A 13,959-nucleotide genomic window follows, 5' to 3' on the forward strand; every position below is an offset into this window, starting at 1 on the left:
TTAAGTCTTTAAAATAACTACAGGGGTGTAGCTCCAATTGGCAGAGCAGCGGATTCCAAATCCGCGTGTTGGGAGTTCGAATCTCTCCACCCCTGCCATCTTCAAGAAAGCCTCGTCAGAAATGACGAGGCTTTTTTACGTCTGTATGATTGTAAATTCCCACATAAAGAAAGCCCCACGATAAAGTGAGGCTTAATATGATGATCATTGATAGTGATAAAAGTGACGTAGCCAACGTTCAGCTATCATTATTTCGTCATCTTCACATAATGATTGAATACCTGGTTTAAATTGCGTGGCATCTTTAATGAGCTTTAATCCTGCAAGCATATGAGCCGCTTCAAATAAATACAGAGTTGGATCGCCCATCCCTGTTTTAAAAGGCGTATTTGCTGATTCCCCCCCCGCAAAGAGATACACGCTGTACCCATGACGTGTTTTATATTCTTTGGTTAAATTATTGGTTTTCACTTCGGTGAGTACACCTTGTTGTAATAAATCAGGCAAATGAAGTTCATCATCAGCAGAGGTAACTGTGCTGATAAACATTGGTTGTGAAAGTGCATCAATCATCTCAGGTGTAATTGATTGATTGCCTGTGCAACAAAACAACATATTACAATGTTCGACTAAATATTTGATTGAGCAAGCTTGAATGCCGTCACGAGGAAACTGAGTTAATCTTCTTGGGTCGATATCAGTAACATGAATATTGGTAATACCTTTTGATCTGAGATGTTTTATCACACCGCGGCCAAGGTTTCCCGCTCCGATTACGCCAGTTTTTAGAAAGCCTGAATTATTAATTTTAAGGCCAAATTCTTCTCGTAATATTTGATCGGAATAGTGAACAATACATTCAGAAGCTTCAAAATCTGCTGGCGCTTTGATACTCAGATGGGAAACCGTAACAAGAGGCTTTGAAATTGATTTATTAAGATATTTTTGTAAGCCATTCGCGGTTAACTCAGTAATACCAATGCATTGTTCTTTGAAGGTGTCGCAAATATGTGTAATAGAGGACGAGAAATATCCACCGTGATCAAGAATAAGGAAATGAGTGTCAGGAGTAATATGTTGGCGGATAAACATCTCACAATACTCAATATTTTTTAAATGAGCTTTATTATTGTGAGTCGAAACAACATGACAACGTGGGATTTTCTTTATCGTTGCGAGAAGTTCTGGGTTTGCGCCTACAGTGGCATCTTTGGGAATGAATATAAGTTTGTCTGCGAGCTCGGCAAGAACGTTAATATAGGGTAAAGAGCCTTCATAGCAATGCATGACAGAAAAAATCACAAGATTATTAGGGAGAACATATTCTTGTGAGAGTTTTTTTAGAAATTGATAACCATGATCAGCATAAAAATCAGCACAATATGAATGCGTTAATATTGGACTAGGCACTACTGTTGTTCCTTGAAAAATGCACTAATAAAACGAGCTAAAGTAAGTTATCTACATAGCTATCATTAAAAAGCTGTAGTAAAGCATGCAATAGAGGCTCTTGCTCACGGGACTGTTTACAACATAAACCTAAACTCATCGGCTCTATTGATTCTGTGTTAAACCGTTGTACTTTATCACTAACAGGACTGTTGTTAATAACAACATCGGGCGCTATGCCTACACCACAGCCAAGCGCAACCATACTAACAATGGCTTCATGGCCTGATATTTGGGCATAAATAGAGGGTGTTATTTTCTTTTTCTTGAACCATTTATCAGCACGGGTTCGCGCAGGTCCAGATTCTGGCAGTATAAAAGATAAAGATTTCCAATCTGGATCATAAGTTAAGCTTTTTTGTAATGTGGGTGATGAGATTAATGGCCCAATCAACGACATCTGGATTTGATCAACTTCGATGTAAGTTAATTTAGACGGTAGGGTGTCTGGTTTAGCAGCAATAGCGATGTCGACATCACCGGATAGGACTTTCTCTATTGCGAGGGCAGGATCCCCTGTTTGAAGTTGAATTTCGATATGGGGATAAATGACGCGAAACTTATTTAAGATATTAGGAAGGTGGCTATAGCTTGCCGTCACCGAACAGAAGAGGGTTAATTTCCCTTGTAGCTGAGAATGATCTTCCTGTAATTCACTTTTTAATTCGAACCAATTACTCACAATTAAAGATGCGACGGGAAGCAATTTCTTTCCAGCTAGCGTTAATTCAACACTGCGATTATCACGCATAAATAAGGTTTGGCTTAACTCCTCTTCGAGACGCTGAATAACGCGACTTAATGCCGAAGGGCTGATATGCATGGCTTGTGCTGTTTGGCTAAAGTTATGGGACTCACAAAGGTGAATAAATAGTTGCAGATTTTTAATATTCATCATCCATGTTGCACAATTTGCAATTAGTTGTTGTGAATATAGCACTTTGCGCAACAAATTACCTGATCTACTATCAGGTTATTCGACAATAATATGTCGACTAAAGGATTTATTTTTTCACGGAGTTTGTTGTTATGGCTAATTATTTTAATACCCTGAACCTACGTCAGCAGTTAGATCAACTAGGTCGTTGTCGTTTTATGGATCGTGCGGAATTCGCAACAGAAGCTGATTACCTTAAAGGTAAGAAAGTGGTGATTGTTGGTTGTGGTGCGCAAGGTCTAAACCAAGGCCTAAACATGCGTGACTCAGGTCTAGATGTCTCTTATGCGCTACGCCAAGCGGCGATTGATGAGCAACGTCAATCATTTAAGAATGCAAAAGAAAATGGGTTTGAAGTAGGTAGCTACGAGCAACTGATCCCACAAGCTGATTTAGTGGTAAACCTAACACCTGATAAGCAGCACACGAATGTGGTTGAAACGGTTATGCCATTAATGAAGCAAGGTGCATCTCTTGGTTACTCACACGGTTTCAACATCGTTGAAGAGGGCATGCAAATTCGTAAAGACTTAACCGTTGTTATGGTTGCACCTAAGTGTCCAGGTACAGAAGTTCGTGAAGAATATAAGCGTGGTTTCGGTGTGCCAACACTGATTGCTGTTCACCCAGAAAATGACCCACAAGGTGATGGTCTTGAGATTGCTAAAGCATGGGCGGCAGCAACAGGTGGTCACCGTGCGGGCGTACTTGAGTCATCATTTGTTGCTGAAGTAAAATCTGATCTAATGGGTGAGCAGACGATCCTGTGTGGCATGCTACAAGCAGGCTCTATTGTTTGTTACGAGAAGATGATTGCTGATGGCATCGCACCAGAATACGCAGGTAAGCTTCTGCAGTACGGTTGGGAAACAATCACTGAAGCACTGAAGTTTGGTGGTGTATCTCATATGATGGATCGTCTATCAAACCCAGCTAAAGTAAAAGCGTTTGACCTATCGGAAGAGCTAAAAGATCTGATGCGTCCACTTTACAACAAGCACATGGATGACATTATCTCTGGTCACTTTTCTAGCACTATGATGGCTGACTGGGCGAACGATGATGCTGATCTTCTTGGCTGGCGTGGTGAGACCGCTGAAACACAATTTGAAAACTACCCATCTTCTGATATTCAAATCAGTGAGCAAGAGTACTTTGATAACGGCATCTTGATGGTTGCTATGGTACGTGCAGGTGTTGAGCTGGCATTTGAAGCAATGACGGCATCAGGCATCATTGATGAGTCAGCATACTACGAGTCGCTACACGAACTACCACTTATCGCGAATACTATTGCACGTAAGCGTTTATATGAAATGAACGTAGTGATCTCTGATACCGCAGAATACGGTAACTACCTATTTGCAAACGTGGCAACACCTCTACTTCGTGAGCAGTTCATGCCAAAAGTAGCGACGGATGTGATTGGTAAAGGCTTGGGTGAGACATCTAACTTTGCTGATAACCAGAAGTTAATTGAAGTGAATGAAGCGCTGCGTAATCACCCAGTAGAAGTGATTGGTAAAGAGCTACGTGGTTACATGAAAGACATGAAGCAAATTGCTGTTGGCGGTTAATTTTAGCGTTGATTAAATAGAAAAAAGCCCGGTTTATACCGGGCTTTTTAATGTCGGAATTTTCAAATTAAGCGTTATCGCTTTTCGCTTCAGCATCAAGTTTTGCTTCAAGCTCTGCCATTTTTTGCTCAAGTTCATTAAGCTTCTGTCGAGTACGAAGGAGAACCTGAGTTTGCACATCAAATTCTTCACGGTTCACGACATCTAATTTACCCAATTGCGCTTGGATCACTTGTCGTACTTTTTGCTCAACGTCATTGCCGAGCTCTTTTACTGGCTGTGGCATTGCGTCTTGAATTTGCTTAGCTACTTGCTCAAGCTTCTTTGGATCAAACATGATTCGCTTACTCCGTTGCGAGAATCGTTATTCTTCTATTGTAATCGTCGTACTAGCTAAAATAAAAGGGCGCGGAAGTTCCAGCGCCCTTTTTCATTTATTTATTACTTAGAAATGGCTATCTGTTGCATCGTCATCTTCAACGAATACAGGTAGCGGTTTGTGTTCGCTTGCGAGGAATGTATAGATAACTGGCAGAACAAACAAGGTAAACAATGTACCGATAGAAAGACCGGCCACGATAACGATACCAATACTAAAGCGAGAGGCTGCACCTGCGCCTGATGCGTAAAGTAGTGGAACCAAGCCTGCAATCATCGCACATGTTGTCATTAGGATTGGACGAAGACGTATCTTCGCGGCTTCCATGACCGCTTCTAAGCGATTCTTACCATGGTATAACTGTTCTTCTTTTGCTACTTCACAGATCAAGATGCCGTGTTTGGTTATCAAACCTATCAAGGTTATCAAACCGATTTGTGAGTAGATATTCAAGGTCGTCGCTCCCCATGCCAGTGCGATTAACGCACCACAAATAGCAAGTGGAACTGACACAAGAATAACCAGCGGATCGCGAAGTGATTCAAATTGAATCGCAAGTACTAGGAAGATAACAGCCAATGCTAAACCGAAGGTTGCGTATAGTGCATTACCTTCTGTTACGTACTGACGGCTCTCACCAAGGTAGTTATAGCTATAACCTTTAGGGAGAACTTTTGCTGCTTCGGTATTTAACCAACTTACCGCTTCACCAATGGATGTGCCAGGGGCTAATACGCCACTGATGGTTGCTGCGTTTTGCTGGTTAAAGCTTGGTAACGTTGGTGGGGTTGATTTCACCGTGATGGTTACTAAGCTACCTAGTGGGATCAGATCACCAGTATTGGTTTTCACATAATAGTTGTTTAAATCATTTGGATTGAAACGATTCTTACGCTCAACCTGTGGGATCACCTTGTATGAACGACCTAAGATATCAACACGGTTAATATCACCACCGGCTAACATGGTACTTAATGTGTTACCGATTGATTGCATCGTCACACCATAAGCGCCTGCTTTGTCTTTGTTGATATTGATTTTCATATCTGCCGAGTCGTACTTCAAGTTAAGATCTGAGTAGACGAACATCGGGTTGTCTTTCACCTTAGTCAGCATATCAGATGCCACTTGGAACAAACTTTTAAAGTTATTCGGCGTGGTGATCACGAACTGCACAGGGAAACCACCGCCAGCACCAGGCAAGCTTGGCATTTGGAACGCAGCCACTGACATTTGAGGAATGTCTTTGATTTTCTTAGCAACCTCATTTGCCACTTCGGCTTGGCTCTGATCACGCTGACTCCAAGGTTTCAAGGTCGCTAGACCAAAGGCTTGGTTAGATGCAGGGATACCGGAGAATACCTGTGCATACTCTACGCTCTTTTGATCGGTTAGCACCTTGTTAACTTGGTTCATGGTGTCTTCAATGTAATCCAAGTTTGCGTTTGATGGCGCATTACCTTGGAATACCACCACACCATTATCTTCAGCTGGTGCCAGTTCACTTGGAATGAACTTAAATAAGAACGGTAAGCTCGCAAATGCACAAATTGCAAATACAATCACGACTGAACGCATCTTCATGATGCCACCTAGCATTTTTTCATAGCGTAGGGTGAGGCGATCAAGGAAGCGATGCACTGTTTGTTCAAATTTATTTGGCGCTGCGTTTTCTTTCAGGAAGTGGGCACACATTACCGGCGATAATGTTAGTGCGATGATCCCTGAAATAAATACGGCGCCCGCGAGTGTTAATGCAAACTCTTTAAACAGCGAGCCTGTTAAGCCACCCATTAATGCGATAGGTGCGTATACCGCGCCTAGGGCGATAGTCATCGAAATAACCGGAACGGCAATTTCACGGGTACCAATAATGGCAGCACGGAAAGGGCTTTGTCCCATTTTCATGTGACGCTCAACGTTTTCAAGAACAACGATGGCGTCATCCACCACCAGTCCGATGGCGAGTACCATGGCCAGTAGTGTCATGAGGTTCCAAGAAAAACCAAACATTTGCATCACGAGGGCGACACCAACAAGTGATAGCGGGATCGTGATGATTGGGATCAGTACCGAGCGTAGTGAACCGATAAATAGGGCTATCACCACTAATACAATCACGGCTGCTTCAAGGATGGTTTTAATGACCTCATGAATCGAGTCGTTAATCGCAATCGTTGAATCGTACATCACCGTCATTTTGATGGTGCTTGGCATATTACGTTCAATGGTTGGCAGTAGTTTTAGCACATCGGATGCAATATCAATTGGGTTTGCACTCGGCGCTGCTTGGATAGCGGCGACTACGGCTTCTTGACCATTTGCTGTCGCACGGTAGCTGTCACTGCTTCTTGATAACGTTACTTTAGCAATGTCACCTAAGCGAGTGACTTGACCATCTTTACTAGTAACAACTAACTTTTCTAGTGTTTCAGGACTATTTGATTGCGTGTTAGCGCTGCCGTTATAAAGTACAAAGTCGTTATTAACCTGACCAACAGCAGATTGGTAGTTATTGGCTTTGAGTACTTGAATAACATCGGCAGCTGATAGGTTAAATGCCGCCATCTTTTGTGGATCTAACCAAACACGTAAGGCGTAAGGAACACCACCGTACATATCGACTTTAGACACACCGTTAACGGTAAATAACTGTGGTTTAACCACTCGCTCAATGTAGTCAGTGATTTGACTCGAGTTTAAGCTCTTACTGGTGAAACCTAAGTAAAGCACACCGGTATCACCACCTGTTGATAAGGTGATCGTTGGATCTTGGGTTTCTGTAGGTAGTTGTGAACGTACTGAGTTTACCTTCGCCAAAATGTCAGCCAAGGCTGCATTGGGGTTGGTATTCAGTTTCATTTGTACCGTAATTGTCGACATCCCCAAGGTACTTTGGGCGGTGATGTAGTCAATATTATCGGCTTGGGCAATGGCTTGTTCTAAGGGCTGAGTAATAAAGCCCTGCATCAGATCGGCACTTGCACCGTAGTAAGCTGTGCTTACGGTTACTACGGTGTTGGTCATTTCTGGATACTGTCGAACCTGCATTTTGAAAATCGCCTGAAATCCGAGCAATGCGATCATTAAACTGATCGAAATTGCGAGGACTGGGCGTCTGATAAATATATCAGTAAAGCGCATACTGAGTGTTCTCCAATTACAACAGTGGGGTTACGGCTGGAGCTTTAAGTGCATCATTTTCAACGATATGTACTAGCGTCTTATTACTTAAACGGATTTGACCTGTAGTAACAATTTGCTCGCCAGCTTTAATACCAGAAAGGATTCGCACTTGATTACCATGATTTTGACCTGTGGTTATCACTGTTTGAATTGCACGTAATTTACCGTCTTGTTCTTTTAGTACGTATACCGTGTCACCGTATAAGGTGTAAGTAATCGCAGTTTGTGGGACGATAATTTGATCGGGAATGGTTGGTAAGATCACGCGTGCACGAGCAAACATACCGCTACGTAATTTACCGCCACTGTTTGGAATATCTGCTTGAACTTGGATTAGACCTGTCTGGGCATTTACTGCCGGCTCAATCGCTGTGATTTGCCCCTTGAAGTTAATATCTTGGTAAGCATCGACATTGATATCTACTTCTTGACCAATTTTAATCTTAGAAATATCTGTTTGAGGAACCGTAAAGCGAAAACGCATGGTACGGGTATCTTCAAGGCGAACAATTTGCGTACCCGGTTGAATGTATTGACCTAAGTAAACATTACGTAAGCCAACTTCACCAGTAAAGGGTGCCACGATATCACGGCGTTGGATTGATTCTTCTAACGATTTGATCTGTGAGACAAGTGCAAGGTAATTAGCTTTTGCTTCATCAAGGTTTGATTTAGATACCGAGCCTTTACGATATAGATCTTGGTAGCGCTTGTAGGTAGCCTCTACTGCCGGTAATTTCGCTTTAGTACTTTCTAGGCTAGAGACTTCTACATTAGAGTTAATTGATACTAACTCTTGACCGGCTTTAACATGCTGACCTGATTCAAATGCAATTTTGCTGATCACACCTGAGGCTTCAGAAGTTAATGTTACACCTTGTACTGGTTCAATAAAACCAATCGCTTGAATGGCTGGATACCAGTTCTCTCCTTTTGTTGTCATCGCCGTAACTGGATAATTGGGCTCTGGCATATTTGCCATGTACTCCGCGATTTTTTTCTGTTTGAACAAGTTGAAACCAATGACGCTCCCGAATAACAGGAGGACAAGAAGTAACACGACTATCCATTTTTTCATTGTAAAGTTTGCTCCGGTTTTACGCTATTAATGCAGAATGATGGCGTCCCACGAAGCATTGATTACTGCTTCAAGTTCGTCATCGTTGATCTGTAAACCACCATTGATTTGACGTCGAGCTAGGTTACAACTCGTCTCAAGGCTCAAAACACTCAGAACCTCGTTATCAATATTTTTAAATAAGCCGCAGGTTTTTCCTTCATTAAACATAGTTGCTACGGAAGAAAATAATTTTTGGCTTAAGTGCTTCTGCTCTTGTCTACTGCGACAAGGCAGATTTTGGAACTGACCCCGAATGATCAATGGGGCATCACCATTTAGTGTCATATGCCATAAATTAAGCCACATGGTGCGATAACGCTGCTTAATTGGCATGGTATCGACAACATTGTTACTAATTTGAGCGGCGATATAACTTAAAATATGATCATGTAATTGGTTGAGTAAGTCGTCTTTATCGTTGAAGTAACGATAAATAGTTCCTGCTGCAACATTGGCTTCTTTAGCCACCATTTGCATTGAAAGGCCGTGAAAACCAAATTCAGCAAGTAGCTTTTCTGTCGCTGCCAATATACGTACTTTTTTCTCATTCATAGTGGTAATCATATTTGGGGGTGCAATGAATGAACGCTCGTTCATTATTGTAGATAGTCACCCTTGATACGCAAGTTTTTAATATGGCTTTTGCACAATATTCATTGATTATTCAGTTTAAGTTATATGCTAGGCGAATGGTGGCTTTGAACTTATTTGTTAGATGTTATAGGTGTTGCTTTTAGAGGAAGTTAGAGGTAAAAAAACGCACACCCAAAGGCATGCGCTAATTTATTTTTCGGAGGAAGTATTACTCGGCTACTTGCTCTTTATTGTCGGTATTTTTCTTTTTGCCGCGGCTGAAAATACGCTCAACCACCACAAAGAATATTGGAATAAAGAAAATCCCAAGGAATGTTGAACTTAACATACCGCCAAGTACTGCAGTACCAATCGCATTCTTACCGCCAGAGCCTACACCAGTACTGATTGCCAATGGCACAACACCGAGACCAAATGCCAGTGATGTCATGATAATCGGGCGCAGACGTACACGAACAGCGTGGAGTGTTGCTTCAACCAGTCCAGCGCCTTTTTCGTAGTACTCCTTAGCAAATTCGACAATCAAGATGGCGTTCTTAGTTGCCAAGCCAACTGTGGTTAATAGACCTACTTGGAAGAACACGTCATTTGGCATACCACGAGCGTTCATGGCCAGTAGTGCACCGATGATCCCAAGTGGCACGACTAATACCACGGCAAAAGGAACAGACCAGCTTTCATACAAGGCTGCAAGTACTAAGAATACAACTAAGATAGATAACGCATACAGCATAGGTGCTTGGTTACCTGATAGACGCTCTTCATAGGATAAGCCATTCCACTCAACACCGAAGCCTGGTGGTAATTGTTTCACCATCTCTTCAATATCAAGCATTGCCTGACCTGTACTGTAACCTGCAACTACGCTGCCCTGAATGTTGACCGCAGGTGTCGCATTGAAACGCTCAAGTCGAGGTGATGCGTATTTCCATTCACCCGTCGCAAATGCGGAGAATGGCACCATTTCACCTTTGTTGTTACGGACATACCAGGTATCTAAATCCGTTGGTTTCATACGATATTGTGCATCACCTTGTACGAACACTTTTTTCACACGTCCGCGGTCGATGAAGTCATTCACATACGAACTACCCCAAGCGGTACCCAATACTTGATTCACCGATTGAATATCAATGCCGAGAGCACGAATTTTGGCTTGATCAATATTGATTTGGTACATCGGTGCATCTTCTTGTCCGTTAGGACGAACCCCAATAAGGTTTGGATTTTGTGCCGCTAGAGCTAATAACTGGTTACGCGCCGCGATCAGTTTATCGTGTCCTTGGCCGCTTCTATCTTGGAGATAGAAGTCAAAACCACTGGCAGTACCCAATTCAATCACCGCTGGTGGCGCAAATGAAAATACCAATGCATTTTTGATTTGATGGAAGTAAGCCATTGAACGATTAACGATAGATTTTACATCCATTCCTGGTAACTGACGATCTGACCAATCTTTTAATCCAACAAAGGCCATACCCATGTTTTGACCACTACCGGCAAAACTAAAGCCTGACACACTAAACACACTAGCGACGCTATCTTTTTCTTGAGTTAGGTAGTAATCAGAGACTTTATCCATCACCTCTTGGGTTTGTTCTTGGGTCGAGTTAACTGGCAAAATAGCCTGACTAAACAAGATACCCTGATCTTCATCAGGTAAGAACGAGGTTGGCATACGCATGAAGATCCAACCGACAGCAACGGTTAGGCCAAGGAAGATAAACATCACGCGAATAGAGCGCTTGATCATCGCCGCAACACTTGATTCATAGCGCTTGGTTAAGTTATCAAAGGTGCGGTTAAACCAACCAAAGAAGCCTTTCTTCTCTCCGTGCTCTACCGGTTTTAGCATGGTTGCACACAAGGCAGGGGTCAAAATCACGGCCACCAAGACTGAGAGCGCCATGGCGGTAACAATGGTTATTGAGAACTGACGGTAAATAACCCCTGTTGAGCCTGACATAAATGCCATAGGAACAAATACAGCAGAGAGGGTTAAGGCAATACCGACCAGTGCGCCCGTGATCTGATCCATCGACTTACGTGTTGCTTCAACGGCATTTAAGCCTTCTTCATGCATCACACGTTCAACGTTTTCTACCACCACGATAGCATCATCAACCAGCAAGCCGATGGCAAGCACCATCGCGAACATGGTTAAAGTATTGATGGAGTATCCCGCCAGAGACAGCACCGCAAAGGTACCTAATAGTACAACCGGAACCGCAATAGTTGGGATCAAGGTTGCACGGAAGTTCTGTAAGAACAGGTACATGATGATAAACACCAGTGCCACCGCCTCAAACAGTGTATGAACAACCCCTTCAATCGATTTTTCAACGAATGGCGTAGTATCGTACGGGTAAACCGCGGTTAAACCTTCAGGAAAGAAAGGTTTTAGCTCTTCAACTTTCGCTTTTACCGCTTCTGCTGTCGCAAGTGCATTAGCCCCTGTAGCGAGTTTTATACCTAAACCACTAGCAGGTTTTCCGTTGTAAAGTACTTGAACTGAATAACTTTCAGCCCCTAATTCAACTCGTGCAACATCACTAAGGTGGACTGTTGCGCCAGAAGAGTCAGATTTAACAATAATGTTTTTAAATTCTTCTGGTGTTTGTAAGCGGCTTTGTGCGGAAACTGTCGCGTTAAGCTCTTGGCCTGGCAGAGAAGGAGATGCACCAAGTTGACCTGCCGAGATCTGTGCATTCTGCTCTTTAATTGCCGAAATAACATCAATACTGGTAAGGTTATATTTGGTCAGTTTTAAAGGATCTAGCCAGATACGCATCGCATATTGTGCACCGAAAGTGGTGATTTCACCCACACCCGGAACACGACTCATAGGATCGGCAACATTCGAACTGATATAGTCCGAAATATCGTTTTTATCCATTGAGCCATCTTCAGAATAGAAACCAACAACCATCAAGAATGATGAGCTTGCTTTGTTTACCTTCACACCTTGTTGTTGCACTTCCATTGGTAACAGAGGAAGGGCTGATTGCAGTTTGTTCTGCACCTGTACCTGAGCGATATCAGGATCCGCTTCAGCATTAAAGGTGAGGGTAATTTGAGTATTACCAAAGCTATCACTGGTGGAGGATAAATAGCGCAGGTTATCGATACCTGTCATACGTTGTTCGATAACCTGAGTAACGGTATCTTCCATGGTTTTTGCGTTTGCGCCAGGGTAGCTAGCGCTGATCACCACCGTAGGTGGTGCAATACTCGGATACTGCGACACTGGCAATTTGAGAATTGACAGTACCCCCGCAAGCATCACGATAATTGCGATCACCCAAGCAAAAATAGGGCGATCGATAAAGAAACGAGCCATATCTTATCTCTACTTTTGTGGTTGTGTGTTATCGGCTATGGTCGGTTGAACCAAAGCACCTGGGCGAACTTTTTGTAAGCCATCAACAATGACTTGGTCACCATCTTTTAAGCCTTTGGTGATACGCCATTGGTTATCAATCACTTGTGCTGTAGTTACAAGGCGAGATTCCACTTTGTTTTCGGCATTAACAACCATGACCGTTGCTTCGCCTTTACTATTACGGGTAACGGCTTTTTGTGGAACCATGATAGCTTTAGGATCGGTACCTGTGTTTAGCACTGCGCGAACATACATACCCGGAAGTAAGATACCGTCTGGATTTGGGAATTCAGCGCGTAATGTGACAGAGCCTGTATTAGGATCAACGTTGACTTCAGAAAACTGTAATACGCCGTGATGAGGATAAACCGAACCATCTTCTAGGATAAGTTCAACATCAGCATTCTGGCTAGCTTGGAGTTCACCTTGCTTTAATGCCGCTTTTAAACGGAGTAATTGCGCACTAGATTGAGCAATATCGACATTAATGGGATCTAACTGCTGAATAGTTGCAAGTACTTGAGCTTGCCCTGCATTAACTAATGCGCCAGGAGTTACAGAAGATTGACCAATACGACCTGAAATTGGGGCTTTAACTTTGGTATAATCCAAATTGATTTTGGCTGTATTGACGTTTGCTTTTGCTACTTCAAGTCCTGCGATAGCAACTTTATAGGCAGCTTGGTTATCATCGTTAGTTTGTTTGCTGAAAGCACCGCGTTCTACTAGCTTTTTACTACGAATAGCTAATGCTTTTGCTGATTCTAACGTTGCTTGTGCCTTGGCAAGTTCTGCTTTAGCACTTAAGTAAGCGGCATTATAAGTTGCAGAGTCAATGTTATAGAGTGATTGGCCTTTCTTTACATCACTACCTTCGGTAAAACCACGGTTTGTGATAATGCCAGAAACTTGAGGACGAACTTCTGCTTCTAAATAAGCTTTGCTTCGACCGGGTAATTCCACGCGGATTTCTTGTGGGTGAGATGTAATGGCAATAGTACCGACGGGGATACTTTTTGCTGCTTGTTGCGCAGTATTTTCTGCCGCATTCTGATCACAAGCTGTTACCCATAGTGCCATACTGACAACCATGGCCATTTTTGCGATTTTCCGCATGAAATCTCCTAATTTTAAGCAATATAACCGAGCGTAAATATCCAAATATATGGATTTACAATAGAGTAACCACTATTTACCATTTTGTAACCTATGATAACCGTTTAAACACAGAACGGTTATTTTTGGCATAAAATAGAGTTTCTACCATGGAGTCACGTAGAAATTACTATTTATACCTTTAGGGGATTGTTAATCATTACGTATGATTTTTTGTGA

Annotated in this window: 9 protein-coding genes and 1 tRNA gene; 2 read left to right on the forward strand and 8 right to left on the reverse strand. The window is 42.6% G+C overall.

Annotated features, from left to right (window positions below; genetic code table 11):
• The first annotated feature begins 21 nt into the window (after nt 1-21).
• Nucleotides 22-98, forward strand: a tRNA-Trp gene (locus C9J45_RS19130).
• 106 nt (nt 99-204) lie between these two features.
• On the opposite strand, the gene C9J45_RS19135 is transcribed toward C9J45_RS19130, so the two are convergent.
• Nucleotides 205-1,410 (reverse strand): NAD(P)-binding domain-containing protein, encoded by a 1,206-nt coding sequence (locus C9J45_RS19135; protein ID WP_107292882.1) that lies wholly within the window; start codon nt 1,408-1,410, stop codon nt 205-207.
• A 37-nt stretch (nt 1,411-1,447) separates the two neighbouring features.
• Entirely contained in the window at nt 1,448-2,398 is a 951-nt protein-coding gene (gene ilvY, locus C9J45_RS19140; protein WP_199187167.1) for an HTH-type transcriptional activator IlvY, read from the reverse strand.
• A gap of 80 nt (nt 2,399-2,478) precedes the next feature.
• Here ilvY and ilvC point away from each other — a divergent pair, with 80 nt between their 5' ends.
• Nucleotides 2,479-3,963 carry a ketol-acid reductoisomerase gene (gene ilvC, locus C9J45_RS19145; RefSeq protein ID WP_005372215.1) on the forward strand — a complete coding sequence of 495 codons (1,485 nt, stop codon included), beginning with the start codon at nt 2,479-2,481 and terminating at the stop codon, nt 3,961-3,963.
• Nucleotides 3,964-4,030: 67 nt separating this feature from the next.
• On the opposite strand, the gene C9J45_RS19150 is transcribed toward ilvC, so the two are convergent.
• The 6 genes from C9J45_RS19150 to C9J45_RS19175 form a co-directional block, all read right to left on the reverse strand.
• On the reverse strand, nt 4,031-4,300 hold the full coding sequence (locus tag C9J45_RS19150) for an accessory factor UbiK family protein (RefSeq protein WP_107208548.1): 270 nt from the start codon (nt 4,298-4,300) through the stop codon (nt 4,031-4,033).
• Nucleotides 4,301-4,408: 108 nt separating this feature from the next.
• A complete protein-coding gene (locus C9J45_RS19155; protein ID WP_107208549.1) occupies nt 4,409-7,486 on the reverse strand; it encodes a multidrug efflux RND transporter permease subunit in 3,078 nt (1,025 codons plus the stop codon).
• A gap of 16 nt (nt 7,487-7,502) precedes the next feature.
• Nucleotides 7,503-8,606 (reverse strand): efflux RND transporter periplasmic adaptor subunit, encoded by a 1,104-nt coding sequence (locus C9J45_RS19160; protein WP_107208550.1) that lies wholly within the window; start codon nt 8,604-8,606, stop codon nt 7,503-7,505.
• Between the two features lie 27 nt (nt 8,607-8,633).
• Nucleotides 8,634-9,245: a TetR/AcrR family transcriptional regulator gene (locus tag C9J45_RS19165; RefSeq protein WP_107208551.1), complete on the reverse strand. Its 612-nt coding sequence runs from the start codon at nt 9,243-9,245 to the stop codon at nt 8,634-8,636.
• Between the two features lie 205 nt (nt 9,246-9,450).
• Nucleotides 9,451-12,582 carry an efflux RND transporter permease subunit gene (locus C9J45_RS19170; protein WP_107261860.1) on the reverse strand — a complete coding sequence of 1,044 codons (3,132 nt, stop codon included), beginning with the start codon at nt 12,580-12,582 and terminating at the stop codon, nt 9,451-9,453.
• Nucleotides 12,583-12,591: 9 nt separating this feature from the next.
• Nucleotides 12,592-13,740, reverse strand: a complete 1,149-nt coding sequence (locus C9J45_RS19175; protein WP_107208553.1) for an efflux RND transporter periplasmic adaptor subunit — start codon at nt 13,738-13,740, stop codon at nt 12,592-12,594.
• Nucleotides 13,741-13,959: the final 219 nt, after the last annotated feature.

The organism is Photobacterium sp. GB-1 (genome assembly GCF_003026165.1).
Lineage (GTDB): Bacteria > Pseudomonadota > Gammaproteobacteria > Enterobacterales > Vibrionaceae > Photobacterium.